General features: G+C 41.1%; 21 protein-coding genes. 12 read left to right on the top strand and 9 right to left on the bottom strand.

Going from position 1 to position 24,131, the window contains the following annotated elements:
* Nucleotides 1–10 precede the first annotated feature (10 nt).
* The 10 genes from BM156_RS03305 (at nt 11) to BM156_RS03260 (ending at nt 11,461) form a co-directional block, all read left to right on the top strand.
* Nucleotides 11–1,228 (top strand): DUF4876 domain-containing protein, encoded by a 1,218-nt coding sequence (locus BM156_RS03305; RefSeq protein ID WP_093918385.1) that lies wholly within the window; start codon nt 11–13, stop codon nt 1,226–1,228.
* 60 nt (nt 1,229–1,288) lie between these two features.
* A complete protein-coding gene (locus tag BM156_RS03300; protein WP_399165446.1) occupies nt 1,289–2,857 on the top strand; it encodes a DUF6850 family outer membrane beta-barrel protein in 1,569 nt (522 codons plus the stop codon).
* A gap of 86 nt (nt 2,858–2,943) precedes the next feature.
* Nucleotides 2,944–5,124, top strand: coding sequence for a HEAT repeat domain-containing protein (locus BM156_RS03295; RefSeq protein WP_139218199.1), 2,181 nt, complete (start codon nt 2,944–2,946; stop codon nt 5,122–5,124).
* Nucleotides 5,121–5,987, top strand: coding sequence for a hypothetical protein (locus BM156_RS03290; RefSeq protein ID WP_093918382.1), 867 nt, complete (start codon nt 5,121–5,123; stop codon nt 5,985–5,987). Before BM156_RS03295 ends, BM156_RS03290 begins: the two co-directional genes overlap by 4 nt.
* A gap of 2 nt (nt 5,988–5,989) precedes the next feature.
* Nucleotides 5,990–7,354: an APC family permease gene (locus BM156_RS03285; protein WP_212733395.1), complete on the top strand. Its 1,365-nt coding sequence runs from the start codon at nt 5,990–5,992 to the stop codon at nt 7,352–7,354.
* Nucleotides 7,355–7,540: 186 nt separating this feature from the next.
* A complete protein-coding gene (locus BM156_RS03280) occupies nt 7,541–8,425 on the top strand; it encodes an ABC transporter ATP-binding protein (protein ID WP_093918380.1) in 885 nt (294 codons plus the stop codon).
* A 12-nt stretch (nt 8,426–8,437) separates the two neighbouring features.
* Nucleotides 8,438–9,109: a hypothetical protein gene (locus BM156_RS03275; protein WP_093918379.1), complete on the top strand. Its 672-nt coding sequence runs from the start codon at nt 8,438–8,440 to the stop codon at nt 9,107–9,109.
* A gap of 35 nt (nt 9,110–9,144) precedes the next feature.
* Nucleotides 9,145–10,401 (top strand): DUF4857 domain-containing protein, encoded by a 1,257-nt coding sequence (locus BM156_RS03270; RefSeq protein ID WP_093918378.1) that lies wholly within the window; start codon nt 9,145–9,147, stop codon nt 10,399–10,401.
* Between the two features lie 3 nt (nt 10,402–10,404).
* The gene (locus tag BM156_RS03265; protein ID WP_093918377.1) at nt 10,405–10,932 is read left to right on the top strand and encodes a hypothetical protein; all 528 of its coding nucleotides are present in this window, start codon (nt 10,405–10,407) and stop codon (nt 10,930–10,932) included.
* The gene (locus tag BM156_RS03260) at nt 10,916–11,461 is read left to right on the top strand and encodes a PepSY-associated TM helix domain-containing protein (RefSeq protein WP_093918376.1); all 546 of its coding nucleotides are present in this window, start codon (nt 10,916–10,918) and stop codon (nt 11,459–11,461) included. The genes BM156_RS03265 and BM156_RS03260 overlap by 17 nt, the downstream gene beginning before the upstream one ends.
* Nucleotides 11,462–11,531: 70 nt before the next feature.
* Here BM156_RS03260 and BM156_RS03255 read toward each other — a convergent pair whose 3' ends face one another.
* From BM156_RS03255 to nagB, 3 genes are all read right to left on the bottom strand, one after another.
* Nucleotides 11,532–12,560 (bottom strand): potassium channel family protein, encoded by a 1,029-nt coding sequence (locus BM156_RS03255; RefSeq protein ID WP_093918375.1) that lies wholly within the window; start codon nt 12,558–12,560, stop codon nt 11,532–11,534.
* On the bottom strand, nt 12,553–13,854 hold the full coding sequence (locus BM156_RS03250) for a DUF2851 family protein (protein ID WP_170846845.1): 1,302 nt from the start codon (nt 13,852–13,854) through the stop codon (nt 12,553–12,555). Before BM156_RS03250 ends, BM156_RS03255 begins: the two co-directional genes overlap by 8 nt.
* A 182-nt stretch (nt 13,855–14,036) precedes the next feature.
* Nucleotides 14,037–14,864: a glucosamine-6-phosphate deaminase gene (gene nagB / locus BM156_RS03245; protein WP_093918373.1), complete on the bottom strand. Its 828-nt coding sequence runs from the start codon at nt 14,862–14,864 to the stop codon at nt 14,037–14,039.
* A 306-nt stretch (nt 14,865–15,170) separates the two neighbouring features.
* On the opposite strand from nagB, the gene BM156_RS03240 reads away from it, so the two are divergent.
* Nucleotides 15,171–15,695, top strand: coding sequence for a DedA family protein (locus BM156_RS03240; protein ID WP_093918372.1), 525 nt, complete (start codon nt 15,171–15,173; stop codon nt 15,693–15,695).
* A gap of 69 nt (nt 15,696–15,764) precedes the next feature.
* On the opposite strand, the gene pyrF is transcribed toward BM156_RS03240, so the two are convergent.
* The 3 genes from pyrF to BM156_RS03225 form a co-directional block, all read right to left on the bottom strand.
* Complete coding sequence (pyrF, locus tag BM156_RS03235; protein WP_093918371.1) at nt 15,765–16,598, bottom strand: orotidine-5'-phosphate decarboxylase; 834 nt, start codon at nt 16,596–16,598, stop codon at nt 15,765–15,767.
* Nucleotides 16,599–16,666: 68 nt separating this feature from the next.
* Nucleotides 16,667–17,752 carry a peptide chain release factor 1 gene (gene prfA / locus BM156_RS03230; RefSeq protein WP_093918370.1) on the bottom strand — a complete coding sequence of 362 codons (1,086 nt, stop codon included), beginning with the start codon at nt 17,750–17,752 and terminating at the stop codon, nt 16,667–16,669.
* Nucleotides 17,753–17,843: 91 nt separating this feature from the next.
* Complete coding sequence (locus BM156_RS03225) at nt 17,844–19,010, bottom strand: AIR synthase related protein (protein ID WP_093918369.1); 1,167 nt, start codon at nt 19,008–19,010, stop codon at nt 17,844–17,846.
* Nucleotides 19,011–19,197: 187 nt separating this feature from the next.
* Between BM156_RS03225 and BM156_RS03220 the strand changes: the two genes are divergently transcribed.
* Nucleotides 19,198–20,361, top strand: a complete 1,164-nt coding sequence (locus BM156_RS03220; RefSeq protein WP_093918368.1) for an MFS transporter — start codon at nt 19,198–19,200, stop codon at nt 20,359–20,361.
* On the opposite strand, the gene BM156_RS03215 is transcribed toward BM156_RS03220, so the two are convergent.
* From BM156_RS03215 to cls, 3 genes are all read right to left on the bottom strand, one after another.
* A complete protein-coding gene (locus tag BM156_RS03215; RefSeq protein ID WP_093918367.1) occupies nt 20,347–20,805 on the bottom strand; it encodes a GNAT family N-acetyltransferase in 459 nt (152 codons plus the stop codon). The genes BM156_RS03220 and BM156_RS03215 overlap by 15 nt on opposite strands.
* Nucleotides 20,806–20,807: 2 nt before the next feature.
* On the bottom strand, nt 20,808–22,277 hold the full coding sequence (locus BM156_RS03210; protein ID WP_093918366.1) for a RimK family protein: 1,470 nt from the start codon (nt 22,275–22,277) through the stop codon (nt 20,808–20,810).
* 315 nt (nt 22,278–22,592) lie between these two features.
* Nucleotides 22,593–24,059, bottom strand: coding sequence for a cardiolipin synthase (gene cls / locus BM156_RS03205; RefSeq protein ID WP_212733394.1), 1,467 nt, complete (start codon nt 24,057–24,059; stop codon nt 22,593–22,595).
* Nucleotides 24,060–24,131 lie beyond the last annotated feature (72 nt).

The following is a 24,131-nucleotide window of genomic DNA, read 5'->3' as shown; positions in this document are numbered from 1 at the left end:
ATTCTTCAAAATGAAAAAAATAGTTTTCTTTTCTATAATATTATCGTTAGGCATTGCTTTCTGGAGCTGTTCTGAGGATGATGACATTACCCCAACGTTCGATCTATCAATCCAGCTAATCTATCCTGAAGGAGTTGATTTTGATTTTCCCAGAGAAATAGAAATAGGTTTTGATTCGGGCTCCAGGGTTACCAAAGCTGTGCCAAATAGTTCAGGTGTAGCCACCGTAAGCCTCCCCCAAGGAGTTTATTCTATTGCTACCAGCTTTAGCGTTACCGACCAAGCAAACCAACAGTATACTTTTAATGGGAAATTATCGAACCTTCAATTATCTTCAGATTTAGCGAAAGAAATCACATTGGTTATGGCTACAAATACTGGGGGCCTAATAATCAAAGAAGTCTATTTTTCTGGCACTAAGACCCCAGAGAACAAGAGCTATTTCTCAGATCAGTTTCACGAAATTTATAACAACTCTAACGATACACTTTATGCTGATGGACTATGCATAGGAGTTTTACAGCAATCAAGCACCAAAGCAAATGTATGGTTAAATAATGAAGGAAATTTCATGGACCGTCTTCCACTTACCTATCATATTTGGACCATTAAAGGAAGTGGTACAGACTACCCAATCTATCCTGGCAAAAGTATAGTTATTGCTCAAGATGGAATCGACCATCAAACAGACGAAAATGGCAACCCCAACTCTCCAGTTAACCTGGGGAACGCTAACTGGGAAAGCTACGTTGAAATTTCAGGAAAAGATATAGACGCCCCCGGGGTGCCTAATATGACCATGATGTATACAACATCTACTAGAATGCATGACTGGCTTCACTCTGTATTCGGGTCTGCTGTTGTTATCTTCCGCTTTCCCAAAGATATCGATTGGAAAACTTACGCCGCCAACGCCAACAATTATATGACACTGCCAGGAAGCACTTCAGCTACTGAATACTTTATGATTGACAAAAACATGGTGATTGATGCTGTTGAAATAGTTCGGGTAGAAGAAGATAAACGTAACAAGCGACTACCTGATGACTTAGATGCCGGCTATACCTATCTTGAAGGTGGTTCCTATTGTGGTTTATCAGTAAGGCGAAAAGCTAAAATGATTGTTGATGGTCGTGTTATCTACCAAGACACCAACAACTCATCAGAAGACTTTTTACATGATCTTACTCCTACTCCCGGCCAGCACCCATCAACTGTTGAAAAATAACCATTATCCATATTAGCTGTCGGGATCTTATAAAATCTCGGCAGCTACAATTCCATCACCATGTTCAGGTTTTTCGTTAAAATATTATTTCTGCTTATTACAATGCTTCATACGACTCTCAGCTCTGCTTCCGATAGTACCAGATGGAACACCTTTAATAGCAAATTACAACTTCATAACACTAACCGTTGGCTAACGACTGCTAATGCAGCTGGGATATTCTTCAATACCAATCCCCGTTACACTTCCTTTGAAGGTAGCTATGAACTAATGAATGGAGCATTTCATAAAGTTCACGATACAGATAATGGAAACCTTACCAAAATAAAAGCAGAAGGTTATAACTCGATAAATGACAGACTTGTTCTTTATGGAAATTTTTCTTACCAAAAGACCAATAAAGATAGTATCAGATGGAACGCTACCTATGATCCCTACAAAGGCAGTCCCTATATTATAGCCGACACCTTAACTGGTGCAAGCTATACTTACGAAGATTATAACTTACAAGGAAAAGCAGCTTTCCAATTTTCAGACAGCTGGATAATCGGGGGAAATATCAGCTACTATGCAGCAATAGCAGCTAAAGCCCTAGATCCTCGTCCTGAAAACACAGTGAATGGAATTGATATCTCTCCCTCCCTAATCTATCAAACCAGCTCCTTCAAAATAGGTTTTAATATAGGAATACATACAAGCAAAGAAGTAATAGATTATAAAGTTGAAAAAACAAACTTTAACTACAGTTATTTCTATTTTAAAGGGTTTGGTTTCTACACCCGTGCAATTGACCAGCAAACCAGTCGATACCAATCTCAAAACAACCTGTACGCTGCTCTTCAAATAGAAAACCAATTTAACGACCTCAAATCACTCACTGAGATTCAATTCAATAAAGGAATACAGCAGACCGACGATGAACGTGTAAAAAATAAAAAACTTTATGCAGGAGACTGGGAGTCAACAAATGCTAATTTCAGTCAACACTTTAAATGGACTCCCAATAAAGTGACCCACTTGCTAGATTTCAAAGCTGATTTTCTATCGGGAAAAGGTATTGAATATACACAGAATAAAAAAGAAAGCGGTGACCTCACAGAGTACATTACCATTGCTAAGAATAAGAAATACACTCAAAAAAAACTAGATGGAAAACTAGACTACACTTTTTTAAAAAAACATAAAAACGGCTTCCAAAACTGGATGATCAAAATAACAACTCTAGCAAGTCACCATGCTGAAAAATATTATTACATCCCTGAGATATTTTCCATGTCCTATTTTAACCTAGGAACATCTGCCATGTTTCATAAAAACTTTTACCCAGGGAAGTTTCATTTTTGTCCAACAATAAAAGGACAATATTTCAAAAACATTAATAAAAAACTAGTCTTACACAATGATCCTGAAATCACAAAATACCAACAAATTGATCTTTTCTTAGCTGATTTCAACTACAACACTACCGATGTTTTTCAATCAGAAGCCAACCTTAAGATTGGCTATAGCCATGGAGATATCAAGTCTATAGATCAAGTTTATGTTGACATTGGTGCAGTATATACCAAACCAACAAAGACCAATCAAAAATATTTAAATATCACATTCAAATTGGGAGTTCTTTTTTAAAGTAGAACAACACCCTATAAGATCTGCTAAAAACATATTATAAGGTAACAGCAATCTCTTTTCCCAGCATTTATAATCAAAAAAATATGATGAAACATATATCCTTTCTCCTAATCCTATTCTTAAGTTTACTTTTCATATCATGCGGTAAGGAACAAAATAAAGGCTTCGCTATTGTAATTGATTCCACAAGCTACCGTAAGGCCCAAAAAGAAGTTGAGGCATATGCAAATGCCATCGAGCAAGAAGGATTAAAAACCTACTTAATTATTGATCAATGGCAACACCCCGACTCAATAAAAAATAGACTACTAAACCTTTACACCAAAGACAAATTTCCCATAGAGGGAGCCGTATTCATAGGGGCAATTCCAGTCCCTATGCTACGCGATGCTCAACACCTTTCAACGGCCTTTAAAATGGATCAAAATCGCTATAAATGGAGTCGATCTTCCATTCCTTCTGATCGTTTTTATGACGACTTTGATTTACAGTTCTCCTATTTAAAGCAGGATACCACACATTCATTATATCATTACTACAGTTTAAACCCAGAATCGCCACAAGAACTTACCGTAGATATATATACTGCCCGAATAAAACCCAAAGAAGGAAAGGATAAATATGATAAACTAAAAGCGTACTTATCTAAAGTTGTAGCTTATAAGCAAGCTCCAAGGCTAGCCCAACAAGTGTTATTTTTTACTGGGCATGGCTACAATTCAGAAGCGCCAAGAGCATACATGGATGAAAAAATCGCCATTTCACAACAATTCTCCCATTTAGAAGGACAAAAGAATTGGCTGGAATACATCAATTTTAGTTTCGACACCCATATCAAATTTAGGCTAATGTCAGAACTCAAGCGCAACAATCTGGACATTGCCCTCCTTCATCATCACGGAGGAACAAAAGCTCAATACTTAAATGGTATGCCCGAAACATCAGCGGTAAAAGGAAGTATCGAGAATATTAAATATTATCTGCGCTCAAAATTAAGTAAAGCCGGAACTTCCAAAGAGAAACAAAAACTCATTATTGAACGGTACCAAAAATACTATGGAGTTCCAAAAGATTGGTTTGAAGGCACTTTTGACACAAATCAAATAAGAAAGGACTCAATATTTAATGCCAACCTCGATATTTATGTTGAAGATATGAAAGGTTACACCCCCAATGCCAAATTCATTATGCTTGATGCTTGCTTTACCGGGTCATTTCATCAAGATACATACCTTGCTGGTGAGTATATTTTTAGCACAGGCAACACCATTGTAGCACAAGCTAATTCTGTTAATGTTTTTCAAGATAAATGGCCAGATGAAATGGTGGGTTTGATTGGCTTAGGATTACGAGTTGGGCACTGGAATAAAATGACTTGCACGCTCGAAACGCATTTGCTTGGCGATCCAACCTTTGCTTTCCAATCCCCCAATAACACACTAGATATCAATCATATATTAATTGAATATCAAAACGATTTAACATTTTGGAAAAACCAGCTCAATAGTGAATATGCCGATATCCAAGCCTTGGCATTAAGAATGCTATTCGATATCGAAGGTAGTAATAGCTCCAGCTTACTCCTTGAAAAATTTGAAACGTCTCCATTTTTTACTGTTCGTGCCGAAGCTTTTAAACTATTAAGTTTTTGTCGTGATGCAAACTTTGTCACAGCCATTAACCTAGGTGTCAACGACTCCTATGAGTTGATTCAAAGATTATCTGCGCTTTACCTACTGCGCTCCGGGGATGAATCTCATATTCCTTTTCTCATTGAAGCATTGCTTCGAAATAATCTTAGTAAACGTGTAAACTATAATTTACGTAATGCAATCTCTGCATATAGTCAACAATCATTAACAAATGAACTAGAGAAACAAATAGACAACAAAGAATATCTATTAAACAAAGAAGACAAAAGGAAATCTTTACAGAAAACTATTGATTACAATACAGAAAAAGCGGCTAAATATGTAGATGAGATTCTAGCTACTCCTCAAGATGTAAAAAATGCATATTTCAACTTGAGAGCCTTCCGAAACATTACTGTTCATAGTCATCTGGATAAACTCATTAGTTATACCGATACTGTTAAAAACAAAAAATTAAAACTAGCAGCAACTGAAATGCTTGGATGGTTTAAATACTCCAGTAAGCGTAACCAAATCATTGATTTCTGCGAATCGTCACTTCAGAAAGAAGAAAAGCAAAATATAAAAAGTGAATTAACCAGAACACTAAACCGAATAAAAATAAAACCATGAAAACTAAAATAATGCTATTGTTAGTAGGGGCCTTCTTGATACTATCTTGTAGGACTCAAAAAAACCTGGCAAGGAATTACTTTTTAACACATAATATAAACTCAAGCCAACAAGAACAACTAGACGCTCTGCTAAGCCGAGGGCTTGATTATGAAGCACTATACACCCTGTTGGGGAAAATAAAACCAATGAGTACAATAAGGTCTTATTCGTTTCCAATAGCCAACACCGACAGTATAAAGAAAACAAAAGCAGATGTACTTGATTTAGATAAAAATCAAATACATCTGGATGAAATAACAAACTTACAACATCTTATAGGTACTGTGGACTATCCAGATCTAGAATTTGTTTTATATCCTTTTCAGAAAAACAGAAAAAATCGTAGGAATTTACAATTAGTTGTTTTTAAAGAAAGCTTGTTGGATAGCCTTTTGGAAACAAAAGCATCGTTCTTTGGACAATTTGGTCTAGTTCCTGGAACTAATGCCTCAATAGTACTTTCGACCGTTGAGAACAGTGATAGGTATGAACGACTAAGGGCTTATGGATACCTGTTTGGATACCCTGATTATGCTGTTGACTTTTTTGTTGAAGCAATGGTTGAGATGAAGGAAAATGATGTTCTCCTCCCTAGAAACTATTTTCAAATTCCATCTTTTTCAGCAAAAGAAGGTGCATTTGTTTATGCCTATCCCAAAAAACATATCCCAACCAAAGTTGATTCTAGTCTGTATGAACGTAGCATAACATTATTAAACCATTATCGAGATATTCGTCAAAACTATTTAAATCCAGACAGCACATTAAAAGCTAGCGAACTCCTAAATGACTACTATCAATCAAAGTTAATTTTCCAATAAGCATGTCTAAAAAAACGAAAATAAGTGCTACCACTGGGATATCGTTGGTTGTTGCCAGCATGGTTGGTACCGGAGCTTTTACAAGTCTTGGCTTTCAGTTAGTAGACTTAAAGAATCCAGGAACGATCCTTACTCTTTGGCTAGCAGGAGGTTTAATGGCTCTTTCAGGGGCTTTCAGCTACGCAGAGGTTGGAACAGCCATCAAACGCTCCGGAGGAGAATACACCTTCCTCTCCGAGTTATTTAATCCTCTCCTGGGCTATTTGTCAGGCTGGATCTCTCTAACTGTTGGCTTTGCTGCCCCTATTGCATTATCTGCAATTGCATGTATCGAATATCTCCCCTTTCATATTCCATACGCCCGATTATTTGGTGTCTTGCTTATTGTCGGACTAACAGCTATTCATAGCTTAAGCCTAAACACTAGTGCAAAATTTCAAAATATAACAACATTATTAAAAATCCTCTTAATAAGCTCAATTATTGTACTTGGCTTGGTATTATCTCCCGAAACGGATAATGCGCTATCCTTCAACTCTTCTTTTATCGGAGAACTAAAGTCCACTGCTTTTGCTGTTGCTCTAATCTATGTTAGTTACTCCTATTCAGGCTGGAATGCAGCGGCCTACATTACTGGCGAATTTAAAAATCCAGAAAAGTCATTACCAATTGCGCTAATTGCGGGAACAATTTTGGTAACAGTACTATATAGCTTTTTGCAAATCATTTTTTTAAAACATGCTTCTTATGATCAGCTCTCTGGAAGTTTAAACGTAGGTACCATAGCAATCCAACAGATGCTCGGTCCACGATCTTCCATCTTCTTTAGCGGAGCTATCTCGTTACTACTTATCTCTGGAATTAGTGCAATGATTTGGACTGGTCCACGTGTCACTTCTAGCATAGCAAACGATCATTTACTGTGGAAATCATTCACTAACCCTAAAAAAGGAATTCCAGTGAAAGCCTTGTGGTTTCAAGCTATTTTAAGTTCGGTATTACTATTCTCTGGAACATTTGAACAGATCATGATTTATTGTGGAATCTTATTGAATATCTCAGCGCTACTAACAGTCTTTGGAGTAATTCGTTTAAGAAGGATCAAAAAGGTATCTTTCAATTCTCAAGCAAAAAAACACAAAACAATCCCAAAGGACTATAAAAGTCCACTTTTTCCTTTCTTTCAAATACTATTCATCCTTATGTCAATATGGATAATTGGCTTTTCAATTATCAACAAACCCATTGAGGCTATTATGGGAATAGGAAACTTGATAGTTGGAATCTTTACTTTTTTGATAAGCAATAGTATGACGAAAAAGTACGTGTTAAAAAGCGGAACACTTACAAAGGCTCTAAAAGATTAAAAACAAGATGCGATAAGCATCAAGAGTAAGAAAATTCATCTCCATTTTACTCAAAAATCATTCTTTTCTGTTCCCATCGACAAAATATATGAGGGAGCCTCATTATTTATGACTAGATCAAGATCCATAAATGAATCGGCAATTAAATTAATATACACATATCACTCAAAAAAAGTCATCTATAGTATGGAACCAATTATTAAATGCGAAAATATCACTCACTATTACGGGAAACGGCTCATTTACGAAAACCTAAACTTTACCGTAGCGAAAGGAAAAATCCTGGGGCTTCTTGGGAAAAACGGAACAGGAAAGACGACCATTATCAACATTCTTAATGGCTACCTAAAACCTTATTCGGGATCCTGCTACCTTCTTGGCGAAGACATGCGTACACTTTCGCCTGCCACCAAATCGCGAATAGGCCTGTTGCTGGAAGGGCATGTACAACATAGCTATTTCAACATTGTCCAAATTGAGAAATTCTATTCCCGATTTTTCCCAAATTGGAAGAGCGAACCCTACTGGGAGCTGATGAACCGCTTAAAGGTAACCCGGACTCAGAAACTATCGACCATGTCCTGTGGGCAACGGTCTCAAGTAGCCTTAGGCTTAATCCTCGCACAAGATCCGGAGTTGCTCATTCTCGATGATTTTTCCATGGGACTTGATCCAGGCTATCGTCGCTTATTTGTTGACTACCTGCGCGAATATGTTGCGGCAAGTGATAAAACCGTTTTCCTGACCTCCCACATCATTCAAGACATGGAGCAACTCATTGATGAAGCCATTATCCTCGATTTTGGCAAAATTCTACTACACAGTTCAACCCAAGCAATTATGGATCAATTCCGTCGTTTCCGCTTCAACTGTCCTCAAGGAAGCACCATCAATGCAACGAGTGAACTATATCATCCTGAAGTCATAAACGGACAGGCCGAACTCTACTCTTTTTTACCACAACAACAAGTTGAGGAAGAAATTAAAATGCAAGGTTTTTCACCCACGAATATGCGGGAAGAAACATTGAGTTTGGAAGATGCATTCATCGGATTAACTGGAAAATATTAAACAAACACAGACATGACCAAAGCGATATTTTATAAAGAATGGATTAAGCTACGCTGGCTACTTGTAAGTATAGCCACTATTTTTCTAGCAATGATTCCCTACCTGGTACTCAGCTTGCAAAGCAAGTTCCGTTTTGCGGGGAAAGCTCACCTGTGGAGTGTAATTGCCGAAAAAGACGTTAATCTAATTAGCCAACTACAGTACCTTCCACTCGTTGCTGGCCTGATCCTGGGACTATTTCAGTTTATCCCGGAAATGAGTAAAAGAAGTTTAAAACTCACCTTACACCTACCACACCCCGAAAAGCTAACCATCGTTAAGATGATTCTTTTTGGCCTGGGAAGCCTGGCAATAAGCTTTTTACTTAGTGGAAGTTTGCTTTTTTCCTTACTCAGTCTGTCTTTGCCACCAACAATTATCACAACATGGCTAACAGCCAGTTTGCCTTGGTACCTTGCTGGCTTTACGGCCTACATATTAACAGTGTGGATATGTATCGAACCTTCCTGGAAAAGGCGTCTCATCAATGCTTTATTCTCCGGCGCATTGCTCTCCGTCTTTCTGCGAGCATCGGGCTCATTTGACTATACCTATGCAACACCAATATTACTAGCAATAGGTTTACTAGCCCTCATTTTTCCGTTCTACTCAGTATTCCGATTCAAGGAAGGCGTTTCAGAATAAGCAAATTATCATCGACACATTACAAGCATAAAACAATGATTACAAAAAAGAATATTCAAGCAATCCTGATTGTCCTGACAACAGCTTTGCTTTACTGGATACTCCCTTGGGCTATCAAACTCATGACCAATGAAGCCCTGGATTATCCATTCACTTACTACTCAAGTATCAACAACCAGTTTATCCAAACCGTTTTTGATGGCAAAGAAATGAAAAGGGTTGATTTAGAAGGCCGCGAATACAACCAAGATGAATACGACAGTATCGTTCCGATGTTCAACTATCGCCAGTTGATGCAAGACGGACGATTACCTGATACCATCAAGGGAGTTGCAATCAATCCCAAACAGATCCAACTCAACCAGTTTTTCTTTCGGTGTACTCCACGAAATTACAATAGCTGCTCAGTCAATCTTTATCCGATGTACGAATCCATGTCAGGACGAGTTAGCCTTGAGTCTCCGGATGATCTTTTCAGTATCGACCACAGAATCCGGTTCTACGAGGCTGAAACCAACAAACTAAAGCAGGATAAAAGCCGACTCTTTCAAACCGCCATGGAAAAACGCGGATTCCAGTTTCCTGTACAATGGATAGCTGGCAACCTTTCTGCTCGAAAGCCCTATGACGAGGGCTGGTTTATGCTTGATGCTGATGGCCAATTGTTCCAAGTAAAAATGGTCAATGGCAAGCCATTTGTAAAAAACACCAAAGCCGGCGAGAAGATTGATATCGTTTGGATGAAAACCATTGAAACAGCCAACCATCGCCTCTATGGTTTTGTATTTGACCGCCAACAAAATGTCTATTTCCTTTCCGATGTTAACTACGAACTTGTAAAACTTCCTATCGACTCCTTCGATTTAAAAAAAGATCGCATGCTAATTATGGCGAACTTGTTCTACTGGAATGTAACGGTTACTCGCCCACACCAACGAGACCTCTACATTCTTGATAACAATGACCTTAACCGGGCTGATGAGCATACCGAATTTCATGAGCCAAATCAATGGGAGAAAATTCAGCCTTGGATCTTCCCATGCTATATTGAGCTGAAATCTTACCATTCAACTTATATCTTCCCACGATTTATTGGCTGGTCAGCTAAGGCTGTACTAACCAATGGCCTTGCAGTAATTCTCATGATTGGTCTTTTATGGTGGCGTAAAAAGCAACGCTTCAGTCTCATTCAACTCGCTTACATTATGCTAACAGGTGTAATTGGTGCCATAGCCGTTTGGTGCTTCAAAGAGAAACAACAGGAAACAAAAAATATCATTCAACTAAAATAAAAAATGAAAAATCTATTATTAGTAGCTGCAGTCATTCTCATGGCTGCATGCCAGTCGAAAATCAAACAGGAGAGTGCAAATCCTAAAACGGAAAGCATTCAAACCAATGTCGTAGTGGTAGACCAACTTTTAGCCAAGGCCGAAACGCTGGTAGATAAGCCGGTGGTAGTACAGGGACATGTTACCCATACCTGTAAACACTCCGGTAAAAGATGCTTCATCGTAGGCGATGATGCTAATCTGAGTATCAGGGTTGAAGCCGGAGGGCAGATCCAAGGGTTCAACCGTGAATTGGTTGGCAACAGCATAGCGGTTAAAGGAATTCTAAAGGAACGTAGGTTAACTGCTGAATATATTGATCAGTGGGAGGAGAAAGTTCAAAACCAAGAGGCTCAGGAAGATGGTTCTGCAGAAACTTGTGCTGCCGAGATGAACAACATCAACAATATGCGCCAATGGATGGAGGATAACGAAAAAAACTACTATTCAATCTATTACATCAACGGAGAAAACTATGACATCGTCGACTAAACTCAGAAAATGGATCCGAATCATTCATCGTGATCTGGGCTATTTCCTGGTTGGTATTTCTGTTATCTATGGACTATCTGGTTATCTTCTCAACCACATGGATGGCAAAGATCCAGCATATCATACCATTGAAGCCACAACGATGATTGATAAACATCTCAATGAAAAGAACTTGAAAAAACACCTTGCTACCTTGGAAGGAGTCCCTCAAGTTAACCGAATTCTTTTTAGTGGCAACGAATTTTACAAGGTGATGTTTAACGGTGGAATTGGTGCCTATAGTACAAAAACAGGCGAGTTAAGCTATGAGCTTCATCAAAAAAGACCGTTTATTTACCACATCAATAAGTTACACTACAATAAAGTTTCCGGGTGGACCATTATGGGCGATGTATTTGCATTCTCGCTCATTTTCCTCGCCATCTCAGGCATGTTCATGGTCAAAGGAAAAAACGGGTTGATGAAACGGGGAATTTGGCTTGTCCTCGCAGGATTAGCAATTCCTATCCTATACATTGTGTTGAGCTAAAGCCCAAAGAGTGATTACAAACCGACAGAGCTAATTTTTCCTAATTAGCTCTGTCTTTTTTTGGTAGCAATTATTCTTTCTCTGTTTCAAGTGCCGTTCGGAAAGCTTTAACCTGATCCGGCGAACCAATGACAAACAGTTGATCGCCTCGGCTCAGGGTTAATTGAGGATCGGGGTTGAAAACATACTTGGCTCCGCTAATTTTAATCCCGATAACGTTTACCCCCGAAGAATCCTGCTCTTTCAGCTCGCGAATTGGCTTATTCACATAACAACCTGCCATGTGAGTGCAACTCACCTCTTCCAAGCTTACATCTTTACTCTTTTGCAGTAGAATGTATTCCAGGAACTCCACCACATCAGGCTGGGTAACTAACTTGGCCATTCGCTGCCCACCAATCCGCTCCGGCATGATTACATTGGTTACTCCGGCCCGCTTCAGTTTCAGGTCTGATTCCACTTCAGAAGCCCGGCTCACAATCCGCAGACTTGGATTCATACTTCGAGCCGTCAGAGCTACAAACACATTGTCCGCGTCGTTCGGGGTGGTTGCAATCAGTGCCCGGGCACGGTCAACCCCAGCCTTATTCAAAACCTCTTCGTGTGTTGCATCGCCCCGGATATAAAGCAACGAATCATCCCGCCGGATACGATTCAACACATTCTCCCGCTTTTCGATGATCACAAACTTGACACCGTGGTCTTTTAGCTCCAGCGCAGCCTGCTCACCATTACGACCATAGCCTACAATGATCACATGATCTTTCAGTTTTAAGATTGCTTTATCCACACGATACGTTTTTAAGTAGTTCATTAATTCTCCGTCGAAAACAAAGCTGGCCATACTGGATCCCACATAAGCCAAACTTCCCAGGCTAAAAAAAATTAAGCCCGAGGTAAACAGTTTGCCAACATCTGATAACGGATGGATTTCACCAAAACCAACGGTAGAAATGGTAATGATGGTCATAAAGAAGGCATCAATCAGCGAAAAATCTTCGATGTACCAATAACCAAGCGTCCCAGCAAAAAGCATGAACAGCAGCAATACAATACCTGCCTGAATGGTCCTGTGCGATACTTCCTGAAATTTATTCATCGGTCATCTTATTTCCGCTCGCAGCTGCTTGGTTAATTAATTTGGCTCCGAAGTGGCAATTTAAGCATTTTTTGGGATTGCAGTAACAATTTTTCAGTTGAATCAGGGCTTGACTATCAAAGGCTGAACGCACTTCGACACCCAATTTTTCCCAGTTTGAAACAATGGAATTCGCTTCAGCCGGAATTTGTTCCAAGAAAGTTAATGCCCGATCTTTTAAGGCTTGTTGATTATGGTATTCGCCATACACAAACAAAAAAGGCACCACCGTATTAATGATCAAATTCTGAAAAGTAGCATCACCCAAAAGTTTCTTTCGTTTCGATGATTCTTTGTTAAAACGATAATGCGTATCCCAATATTCAGAAGCCTGCACCTGAAACAAACGACGAATATCCTGCAAGCGTTCCAGCTCAATTAAGCTTGAAAACAAAGCCGAAGATTGATGAATTAATGCAGCAAATTGTGCCAAGCGAATCGTTGGAAAGTTGACCGGACGTAAACGCAGAAACTTCCAAATATGGGCTTCAATGGGCTTCAGTTGATATTTCTTATACAGAAAGGCATACTCTTTTCGCAGGGCTAAAAAATAATCATCACCCAAAAGCTGTTCATTCAGCAAACCAGCTGTTCCGAACAACAAAGCCTCCAACTGAAACAAGTTGTTCTTGTGTTTCGCCAAAACCTGCAAAGGCAGTGCCTGCGCCAAAAGCTCAAAAGGAACAGCATTGATTTTCATGCCGAAGTTACGGGCAAGAAACTGGTAGAATGTCTCATTCCAATCATTCTTATTCTGCTGCAACCGATCGGTAACGGCTTTTGTCTTTTCCTGCAGCCGCTCCACCATCAACGCGTGAAACCGAATCTGAAGCACCATAAAATCAACTTCATGGAAACGATCGGCACAGGCAATCCACTGGTCTGATTGAAGCAATTCCTGATAATTCAATTCCAACTGAGCAGGATAGTTCAACTCCAAGGCAGGCACAAGCTCTCCTCTTTCATTGCGTATTTTTTGGTCACTCTTCCGAACCACATGCAAAACCACATTGTTGTAGGCGGCATCCGTTTCATGGCCATGCCGGTTCCAATCCGAAGCTTGCGTATGAATCTCAACATTCCCGGCCCACAAGGTTCCATTCAGCTTTATCCGGGCATTGAAAAAATCGGGGCCTGCATCTGAATTGACTTGTCCCGGATGAATAACTTCAACCTGTTGCCCATCGGTTGTTTTAAGTTCATCATTCAGAAACAATCGGTGTTTCCATACGTGCTGAAGAAAAGCTTCATTCATAGCCTGCTTGTTTTTCAATAAAGTTATGAAAAACAAGCTAGTAAAAACAAACCCACCAAAGCAGTTTTGCAACATCTTAGTCACAGAGGCTTGCTCTCGGCCCCCAAAACAAAAAAAAGGCGACTGCCCTCCGTTATCCCGGAAAACAATCGCCCTTTAATCAACTGATCGGTTGAATCAAACTACCAAACCAAGTCTGATGTTGCTAGTTTTTCAATATCCAAGTTGTTTTCTTCAATTGATTTAAAGTGTTTGTAAGTGCCTACTTTCAACTCGTAAGTCGCTTGCTCATCACAAACAATCATTCCTTTGGGGTGCAATTGCAAGGCACTGATTGTCCACATGTGGTTCACACCTTCTTCTACGGCATGACGCAAAGCCCTGGCTTTTGACAATCCGTTAACGATAATCACCACTTCCTTGGCATCCAGTACAGTTCCAACACCAACAGTCAGTGAACTTTTAGGCACTTTATTCACGTCATTGTCGAAGAAACGAGAATTCGCCACAATCGTATCGTAGTTCAATTCTTTGTCACGTGTGCGTGAAGTCAGCGATGATCCAGGCTCATTGAATGCAATGTGTCCGTCAGCACCAATTCCACCTAAAAACAAGTCGATACCACCAAGTGCTTTAATCTTGTCCTCGTAACGTTGGCATTCAGCTTTGACATCATCTACATTTCCATTCAAAATATTCACATTCTTTTCCTGAACATCGATGTGTGAGAAGAAATTATCCCACATGAAAGAATGGTAACTTTGAGGATGATCTTTTGGCAAGCCCACATATTCGTCCATATTGAATGTAACCACATGCTTAAAGCTTACTTTACCAGCTTTGTATAGTGCAATCAGCTCTTTGTATGTTTCCAGCGGAGAAGAACCTGTTGGCAATCCCAGTACAAATGGTTTCTCTTCAGTAGCATTTGCCAACTGAATTTTTCGCGCGATGTAATTTGCTGTCCAACGCGATGCAACCTGATGTGTTTCTTGAATAATTAGTCTCACTGTGTTTTTTATTTAAAATGAATAGTTGAATCGTATTTTACTATAGTTATTCCTTTTTTTAACGGCTTAATCTCCCAAAAAAGAAAGATTTAGCCCCCTGCAAACAACCGAACCACAAATCTACAATTTTTACCCTGAAAGCCTCCATTTACCGGTCAAATTAATCGATCATTAACAGCTTCATGCTCCCCATTCATTTTTAAGGGGCTAGCTGATCGACGAACTATTATTCGGCATAAAAACACAGCAATAGCATGATTATATATTAAAAAGCTGGTAATTTTATTAGAGAGCAACCAATCGGTTATGAAACGGATTTATCAACATATCAAAGAATACTTACCGTTTATTTTTCTTGCGGCAATTGCGATCGCCATTGCGTCTTTTACCATTGGAAAAGAGATTTACGGACACCGCGAAGAAAACCTGCTATCCTTTGCCATTGTCAACTTTTTCGGCTACCTCTTTTTCTTGCTTATGCCTGTTGAGCTGGCTTTCATCTATTACCTGAAAGCGGGGATCGACCCCATTTCCCTCAATGCCATTGCAATAAGCACAGCCCTTTGCGCCCAGCTGGCAGACTATTACATTGGCCGTTCATTCAGTACACGGGTGATTGATCGACTGGTCGGCAGAAACCGCTATGAAAAAGCCAAAGAAGAAATTCGCAAATATGGCAATGTGGTCATTTTTGTCTTCAACCTACTTCCTCTTTCCTCGCCCGTCATTCTATTGGCTGCCGGTATGTTGAAACTGAACCTAAAAGAAACGCTGTTTTATAGCTTGCTCGGCTTGCTTTTAAAATACAGCTTGATTAGTCTGATCTTTTAAAACAAAAAGCCCGGGACCAATCCAGTCCCGGGCCTATGAGTTTTCAATATTTTAAATGCTCATCGCTTGTTACAGTAGTTCTGCCTCAAGTAGCAATTCTTCCATATCTACCTGAACTTCCATCGCAGCAGCACGAGCTTTTTCAGCAAAGTCAGTATCATTTGATGCATAAATGATGCCTCGTGATGAGTTAACCAACAAACCACACTGCTCATTCATACCATACTTCGCAACTTCCTGCAAACTTCCGCCTTGCGCTCCAACTCCGGGAACCAGCAAGAAATGATCAGGAACAATCGTCCGAATTTCTTCCAGCTTTTCAGCTTTGGTGGCACCAACAACATACATCATATTGTCGCCAGTTCCCCATTGCTGTGAGGTTTTCAACACGGTCTCGAACAGTTGCTCGCCATTTTCGTCATTCTTGATAAACTGAAAATCGAAAGCTCCCTTATTTGAAGTCAAAGCCAACAAAATCACCCATTTGTCAAGGTAGGTCATGAATGGCTTCACAGAATCCTCACCCATGTACGGAGCTACTGTTACCGCATCAAAGTCCATCCGGTCAAAGAATGCACGGGCATACAAGTTGGAAGTGTTACCAATGTCGCCACGCTTGGCATCAGCTATAATAAATTGCTCCGGGTACTTTTCCCGAATGTAGTGTACGGTTTTCTCCAGGCTTTCCCAGCCCGAAACTCCCAAGCTTTCATAGAACGCCAGGTTCGGTTTGTAAGCAACACAAAGGTCTTGGGTAGCATCAATAATCTCTTTATTGAATGCAAATATTGGGTCAGAAGTTTCTTTCAGATGAGCTGGAATTTTCAGGATATCAGAATCCAATCCAACACACAGGAAACTTCTCTTTTTCTTGATCTGTTCAAATAATTGTTCGCGATTCATGTTCAATAGATGTTATACACGAGGTATTAGACAATAGATTTTTGGGCAAAATAGACGTTGATCGCTCTTTAAATTTCAGCTTCTTTCATCCGTTCGGCATTCTCTTCAAGCATCAGTTTTTCGATGATCTCGTCGATATCACCGTTAATGATAGCTTGCAGGTTATACAAAGTCAAGTTAATCCGGTGATCAGTCACACGTCCTTGTGGCCAGTTGTAAGTCCGGATTTTTGCAGAACGGTCACCTGTTGACACCATGGTCTTCCGCTTCGACGCGATTTCGTCCAGGTATTTCTGATGCTCCATGTTATATAAACGAGTCCGCAATTCAGCCATCGCCTTATCGAGGTTCTTCAATTTTGATTTCTGATCCTGACACTGAACGACAATTCCTGACGGAATGTGTGTCAATCGAATGGCAGAATAAGTGGTATTCACGGATTGTCCACCAGGTCCTGAAGAGCAGAACTCATCGCGACGGATATCTTCGTTGCGCAATTCGATATCAAATTCTTCAGCTTCAGGCAAAACAGCCACCGAAGCAGCCGATGTGTGCACACGGCCTTGCGTTTCGGTTTGAGGAACCCGTTGTACCCGGTGTACGCCTGATTCATATTTCAAAACTCCATACACTCCTTCGCCGGTCACTTTAACAACAACCTCTTTGTAACCACCTGACGTTCCTTCGCTGTAGTTGGTAACGTCCATGCGCCAACCTCTTTTCTCACAAAACTTGGTGTACATGCGAAACAGGTCACCTGCAAAAATACTGGCCTCATCACCACCCGTTCCTGCACGGATTTCCAAAATAGCGTTCTTGCTATCTTCCGGATCAGCGGGCACCAACAACATTTTTATTTCCTGCTCTTTGCCCGGCAATTGCTCTTCGCTGGCTTCGATTTCTTCGCGCGCCATTTCGCGGATTTCCTCATCCGATTCCGTGGCTAGCATTTCCTTACCAGACTCAATATTTTCAACCAGGTTTTTATATTCTTTAAACGCTTTGACTAAAGCTTCCAGTCGTTTATATTCCTGATTCAATTTCACATACCGCTTCATGTCAGCCATCACCGAAGGGTCAGTAATTTGCTGCCCTACTTCATCCAGGCGGTGCTGAATGGCTTCATATTTGTCTAAAATAGAATGATCTGCCATATATTAATCTAGTTCCTAATTTCGAGTTTTCAATTTCTAAAATCTAAAGCCGGAAGCTTTTCTTCTGTCTTTGCTGACAGACCCGTATTCTTTAATACTCAAAAGTTCCAAATTCAGAAGTGATGGTCAATTTTTTGCCTTCATAAGCCTCAACATGACCGACCACCTGCGCATCAATGTTAAATGATTTTGATATTTCAATAATCGAATCAGCCAATTCTGGCTTCAGGTAGATTTCCATCCGATGTCCCATGTTGAACACCTTATACATTTCAGCCCATTCTGTTTGAGATTCCTGTTGAATTAACTTGAATAAGGGAGGAACCGGGAACAGGTTGTTTTTCACCACATGTACCCCATCTACAAAATGAAGCACTTTGGTTTGAGCACCACCAGAACAGTGAACCATTCCATGAATAGAAGTCCGGTGTTCGTCCAAAATCTTTTTAATAACCGGCGCATACGTCCGTGTTGGCGACAAGACCAACTTTCCGGCATCCAGACTTAATCCTTCAATCGCTTCCGTTAGTTTCCGACTTCCGGAATAAACCAAGTCGGCTGGCACCTCAGGATCAAAACTCTCGGGGTATTTAGCCGCCAGGTAATTGGCAAATACATCGTGACGGGCTGAAGTCAGTCCGTTACTTCCCATGCCTCCATTGTATTCTTTTTCATAGCTTGCTTGTCCGAAAGAAGACAAACCAACAATCACATCGCCAGCTTCAATTCGGTCAGCAGCGATCACATCTTCCCTTTTTATCCGGCAAGTTACGGTAGAATCGACAATGATGGTACGAACCAAATCGCCCACATCAGCTGTTTCACCTCCCGTTGGGAAAACACCAACGCCCATCTCCTGCAGTTCGCGGCACAACTCATCTGTTCCATTGATAATTGCAGCAATTACTTCTCCGGGAATTTTATTCTTATTCCGGCCAATAGTTGATGACAATAAAATATTGTCGGTTGCCCCAACACACAACAAATCATCAATATTCATAATCAGTGCATCCTGGGAAATGCCTTTCCACACCGATAGGTCGCCTGTTTCCTTCCAGTACATGTAGGCCAAAGAAGATTTGGTCCCGGCACCGTCGGCATGCATAATGTTACACCAATCCGGATCGCCTCCCAACACATCAGGAATAATTTTGCAAAAAGCTTTAGGAAACAATCCTTTATCAATATTTTTAATGGCCTGATGAACATCCTCTTTCGAAGCCGAAACACCTCTCGCCATGTACCTGTTATCGCTCATAAAATCAGTCTGTAATTTCAGCGCACAAAGTTAATATTTTTAAGCAAAAAAAAAGGATTGCCAACCATTTAAGCATTAGGCTTGTTCTTGCAACTTTCTTGCATTCCTTTTCTTTTCATCTAATTTACTGTTAATTTTGTAGCCTGAACTTCCTAACCAGCCCTCACTCCCTTTAATTTTTCGAGCTATGAACAAGTCAACCGGAAGGTTAACCCATATTATTTCAACGACTTTGGGAATGCGGTTATTTTCCATGTCGAGCATTATTCCATTCCTCACGGCTTACGGCCTCAATTTGGAAGGAGGATCGCCAACGTTAATTGGCTACGCACTTGGCATCTTTGGACTTACGCAAGCCGTCTTGCAAATTCCATTTGGCTCACTAAGTGATCGTATTGGCTATAAAAAGATGATGCTTGCTGGTCTCGTGATGCTCATTGCAGGATTACTAACAGCAGCTTTTGCCACCAACATTTACTGGTTAATTTTTGCCCGAGCCCTGCAAGGAAGTGGTGCCATCGTTACCGTTGGCTATTCCTGGATTTCATCGGCTGTTGATAACGAAGATCGCGATAAAGAACTGACGAGGCTGGGAGCCGTATTGGGCACCTTTACCATGCTTTCGTACACCGTTGGCCCATTAATGCACATTGTTCTGAATGTTAGCCAGATGTTTATCTTTTCAGCCCTACTAATTGCAGGCTGTTTTATTTGGGTTTTGCTTGCAACCAAGCAAGTTGACCCCGTAGTTCGGAAAGCAAAATATGCTGAAAAGAAAAGCCAAAAGCGGGTCATCACCCGGAGAAACCTAACCATGGGATTTTTACTTACGACCAACAACTTTGTTATGATGGCTTTCTTTTTCATGCTTCCCCTTTTGCTGAAAGGAATTTTGGAAACCAATCAGATGTGGCTCATTTTAACGCCAGCCATTTTGGTTGCGCTCGGCTTACTGTCCTTCTTTTCTAAACTGGCTACCAAGGAAAAAGGCTGGCGTGTTCTTGCTTCTCTTTTCATCATGGAAGGTATTGGATTTATCTTATTAGCTTTCCATTCGCTGCCCTTCACCATTGCCGGTACCGTTTTGCTGATGAGTGGCAGCTTCTCCATTTCAAGTATTGTTCCGATGCTGGCAAACCGAGGGATTTCAAACGAACAACGAGGAAAAGGGAATGGCATCATTATAAGTCTGCAGTACTTTGGCTCTTTCTTGGGTGCCGCCCTAACCGGAAGTTTGTGGGCAATATCTCCTAAGGTTGCATTTGTTTTTACCGGGCTAACAACCATCGTTGGCATTCTGCTCAGTTTTTCCTTTGCACTACCCAAACCAGCTCTTTCAGTCAATAAATAGGCGCATCAACAAAGCAGCACTGCCATCTTTGTAATATGCCTTTCGGCGACCTGTTTCCATAAATCCCAGCTTTCGATACAACTGAATCGCTGCACCATTGTGCTCACTAACTTCTAAGTAAAGGAATCGCTTAGCACGTTCCTGAGCTAAAACCAAAGCCTGTTGAATCATTTGCTGCGCATAACTTCTCCCTCTAAAGGCTGGCGATACGGCCAACGAGTACACCCGCAATCCTTCGGTATTCTTGCGTTCAAGTAAAATGATGAAAGCAGCAATACGTCCCTCATCAGTCAGTATCCAAAACAACCCATTGGCACGGTGGGCTAAGTAGCGAAGCTGTCTGCGATTAAAACTTTCGGCATCAAAACACAATTGCTCTAAATGAAACAACTCGTTTAGATCAGCAGCTACTGCCGGACGTATATGCACGGAATTCGCACTCATTGTCAACGGCGTTTTTGTTCCAAACGATCCATAAACTCACGCAAAATCAACCGGTAAAGCTCATCACCCAACACGTCATCTTCCACCCCCTGATCAATGGACGGGTTATCGTTTACCTCGATGACTACCGAGCGCCGGTCAAGCTCTTTGATATCGACCCCATACAAGCCTTTGCCAATTAACGAGGCCGCTTTTATCGCATTGCGAAGCACATGACGGGGAACTTTAGCAATTGGCACTGCCTCATACGCCCCCGAGCGCGTTTTTCCATTTCCCTGGTGATTGTAGATTTGCCAATGTCCGCGAGCCATGAAGTACTTGCAAGCAAACAGCACTTCCCCATTTAGCAAGCCAATGCGCCAATCGAAACTGGTAGGGACAAACTCCTGCGCTAAAAAAACAGACGATTGCAAAGAAAGCACCTCCAAAGCCTCAGCATATTCCTGCTCGGTTGACACTTTGTGCATTCCCACTGAAAATGAGCCATCAGGCACCTTCAGGATCACCGGATTTCCCAAGCATTCTTCCAACTCCTGAAAAGACACCAGGTTATTTTTGAAGATCAACTTTGAATTGGGTGTGGGCACTCCTTCCCTTTCCAGCAACTCTTTTAAATACACCTTATTGGTGCAGCGAATGATCGACAGTGGATCATCAATAACAACCATATCAGCCTGCCGGGCCTGCTGGGCCAACCGATAGGTCGGGTGGTTCAACGCCGTTGTTTGACGTATAAATAACGCATCAAACTCCAACAAACGAATGGAGTCATCTTCTGTGATCAACTCAGCATTAATGTTCATCTTTTTGGCCTGCGATAAAAATTTATTCAACGCACCTTTATTGCTTGGAGGAAGTACTTCCGCCGGATCGTGCAAAATAGCCAAATCAAACCGGGAAGACTTGTGCGAACGTGGTTGACGCCAAACGCGCTTGCTAAAATTATCCAAAGCCTGAGCAAACAAATCCTGCTGTTCATCCGACAACTCACTCAAGCCCAAAGGATGAACTGAGTCGATCTGGTTTTTGGGACGGTTGGCAAACAACACCCGCAACACCGGACAAGGATGCTGCTCAAAAATGAAGTGGGCCACTTTACTCATTTCCGGCACATTGCATACCCCAAAATAAATGTCCAACGGAATTAACTCCTGCTCCGGACAGTCCATGGTTTGCAGCCAGCGATAGGTTATTTTCTGCAGGTTATCATCCAAACGGGAAATAGCTCCGCTTTCCATCCGGTTAAGGACATCAACATCGGGCAAGACTTTATGCCCACGAGCTTGGGCCAAAAGCGAACAGTAGTAACCTTCAGAAAGATAGTTGAGCTTTTCACAAAGGTTAATCACCAACAACGGTTTTTTACTCAGGTCTTCGTTCTGCAGGTAGTCTGCAGCTGTCGTAATGGTTTCCGTTTCATAGTAGGGCTTCCATTGCGTCACCGAATCCAGAAGGATCAATGTGGATTGCATTTGTTTATGATTGAATATTAAACACCCAACGGTGCAGAGCCAGCGGTAAGTTTATAGACGGCTTTTCGTCGGTCAACCTGAAGAGAAAAAGCGCGCAGCATACCATCAGCAGCCAGAAACAGTTGTTTCCAAGCGCTTTCGCTTATTTTCTCAATCCGGAGAGAAAACGAAAACTGGGATATATCAAACCAACAGACTTTCAATTTGAACTAAAATCAGGTTAATAATAGCATCAATTTTACCCTGCAATTGTACGCAATTTATTGATTGAATATTCTCCTTGATGCACTTTTTATTTTCACGCTAATCTACTGGCTATAAGGTAGGACTAAGCAAGCGGGCAAAGGATTCCATCGCTCTTCGCCATTTGCTGCGCTTTTCCCATTCGCGCAATACCAACTCTTCGCTGCTTTCCAGATCTTCATAAAAATGAGTCTCTAGCTCGTGGGCTATCTCTTCATCGTACACCATGGCATTCACCTCAAAGTTGGTTTCCAAACTTCGGAAGTCCATATTGGCTGTCCCAACTGATGAGAAAATACTATCGACAACCATCAATTTACTATGTGTAAAACCCGGCTTGTAATGGTAAATCCGAACGCCGGCTTCCAACAATTCTTCTATATAAGAATCGGAACTCCATTTTGGGAAAAAGGCATCTGAGTTTTCCGGCAACAACACCCGGATATCAATTCCACCCAAAGCCGCCGTTTTCATGGCAAACACAATATCCGAAGTTGGAATCAGGTAGGGAGTTGCAATAAATACGCGCTCGCTAGCCGATGCGATAGCTGAGAAATAGGTCTGCCCAATGCTCTCCCAATCAGAATCGGGTCCACTGGATACCACCTGAACCAACTTCCCATCACTGGCAGGTAACTGCTTGAAATATGCCTCTCCCCTCAAAATCTCTTTCGACACAAAATACCAGTCAGCCATAAATACGATCTGCAATGAAATAGCTGCGTCACCTTTTACCATCAAATGCGTATCGCGCCACTTGCCTAAGCCACGGGTTCCATGAATGTAACGATCAGCGAAATTCAATCCTCCGGTAAATCCAATCTCACCGTCAATCACAATAATCTTCCGATGATTTCGGTAGTTGACCCGCGAAGTCAGCACGGGAAAACGCACCCGCATGAAGCAGTCAATTTTCACGCCTGCTTCCCTCAACTCCCGAATGTATTTTTTGGGTAACTGCCAACTTCCCACATCATCATAGATAAACCGCACCTCAACGCCTTGCCGGGCTTTTCGCACCAGTAAATCTTTCAGTTGGTTCCCCAGTTCATCTCCTTCAACAATGTAATATTCCAGGTGAATATGATGCCGGGCCCTCTCAATGGCCTGAAAAATAGCAGGAAAAGCTTCATGCCCATTTTTCAGGATGGTGACCTCATTATTCACACTAAGCAAAGCATTTGAATTCGCCAACGCCAAATTAATTAAGTGCTTTTTAGCGACAATATTTTCCGGAAAGAGGTGTCCGCTATGAGGCAACTGCCGCAGTTGATCCTGCGTTTGCTTTCTTAGTTTCTCAAGGTAATAAAGTCCCTTTTTCGAAAACATCTTCTTTTTCCGGTACTCCTGTCCAAAAAACAGGTAGATAATCATTCCGCCTACCGGAACAGCAACCAACACCAGCACCCAACTTATCGTTTTAATTGGATTTCTGTTTTCTAACACAATTAAGATGGCAATAAAAATAACCGTAACAATATACAGCACGGTTATGGCACCAGGCATATACCCCCAGACTTCTCTAAGAAACTCCAACATTCAATGCAGCTTTAAAAAATCAGTGATTTAAATTTACTGGAATTTTACAATTATAAACAATATGCGGCGCTT

Source organism: Sunxiuqinia elliptica, assembly GCF_900113005.1.
Lineage (GTDB): Bacteria > Bacteroidota > Bacteroidia > Bacteroidales > Prolixibacteraceae > Sunxiuqinia > Sunxiuqinia elliptica.
Note: the sequence above shows the minus strand (reverse complement) of the source record. Positions and strands in the feature narration are given on the sequence as shown.

Excerpts from the sequence above, each read along its gene's own strand:
- BM156_RS03305 (WP_093918385.1), top strand. The coding sequence starts at position 11 with ATGAAAAAAATAGTTTTCTTTTCTATAATATTATCGTTAGGCATTGCT.
- BM156_RS03300 (WP_399165446.1), top strand. The coding sequence starts at position 1,289 with ATGTTCAGGTTTTTCGTTAAAATATTATTTCTGCTTATTACAATGCTT.
- BM156_RS03295 (WP_139218199.1), top strand. The coding sequence starts at position 2,944 with ATGATGAAACATATATCCTTTCTCCTAATCCTATTCTTAAGTTTACTT.
- BM156_RS03290 (WP_093918382.1), top strand. The coding sequence starts at position 5,121 with ATGAAAACTAAAATAATGCTATTGTTAGTAGGGGCCTTCTTGATACTA.
- BM156_RS03285 (WP_212733395.1), top strand. The coding sequence starts at position 5,990 with ATGTCTAAAAAAACGAAAATAAGTGCTACCACTGGGATATCGTTGGTT.
- BM156_RS03280 (WP_093918380.1), top strand. The coding sequence starts at position 7,541 with ATGGAACCAATTATTAAATGCGAAAATATCACTCACTATTACGGGAAA.
- BM156_RS03275 (WP_093918379.1), top strand. The coding sequence starts at position 8,438 with ATGACCAAAGCGATATTTTATAAAGAATGGATTAAGCTACGCTGGCTA.
- BM156_RS03270 (WP_093918378.1), top strand. The coding sequence starts at position 9,145 with ATGATTACAAAAAAGAATATTCAAGCAATCCTGATTGTCCTGACAACA.
- BM156_RS03265 (WP_093918377.1), top strand. The coding sequence starts at position 10,405 with ATGAAAAATCTATTATTAGTAGCTGCAGTCATTCTCATGGCTGCATGC.
- BM156_RS03260 (WP_093918376.1), top strand. The coding sequence starts at position 10,916 with ATGACATCGTCGACTAAACTCAGAAAATGGATCCGAATCATTCATCGT.
- BM156_RS03255 (WP_093918375.1), bottom strand. The coding sequence starts at position 12,560 with ATGAATAAATTTCAGGAAGTATCGCACAGGACCATTCAGGCAGGTATT.
- BM156_RS03250 (WP_170846845.1), bottom strand. The coding sequence starts at position 13,854 with ATGAATGAAGCTTTTCTTCAGCACGTATGGAAACACCGATTGTTTCTG.
- BM156_RS03240 (WP_093918372.1), top strand. The coding sequence starts at position 15,171 with ATGAAACGGATTTATCAACATATCAAAGAATACTTACCGTTTATTTTT.
- pyrF (WP_093918371.1), bottom strand. The coding sequence starts at position 16,598 with ATGAATCGCGAACAATTATTTGAACAGATCAAGAAAAAGAGAAGTTTC.
- prfA (WP_093918370.1), bottom strand. The coding sequence starts at position 17,752 with ATGGCAGATCATTCTATTTTAGACAAATATGAAGCCATTCAGCACCGC.
- BM156_RS03225 (WP_093918369.1), bottom strand. The coding sequence starts at position 19,010 with ATGAGCGATAACAGGTACATGGCGAGAGGTGTTTCGGCTTCGAAAGAG.
- BM156_RS03220 (WP_093918368.1), top strand. The coding sequence starts at position 19,198 with ATGAACAAGTCAACCGGAAGGTTAACCCATATTATTTCAACGACTTTG.
- BM156_RS03215 (WP_093918367.1), bottom strand. The coding sequence starts at position 20,805 with ATGAGTGCGAATTCCGTGCATATACGTCCGGCAGTAGCTGCTGATCTA.
- BM156_RS03210 (WP_093918366.1), bottom strand. The coding sequence starts at position 22,277 with ATGCAATCCACATTGATCCTTCTGGATTCGGTGACGCAATGGAAGCCC.
- cls (WP_212733394.1), bottom strand. The coding sequence starts at position 24,059 with ATGTTGGAGTTTCTTAGAGAAGTCTGGGGGTATATGCCTGGTGCCATA.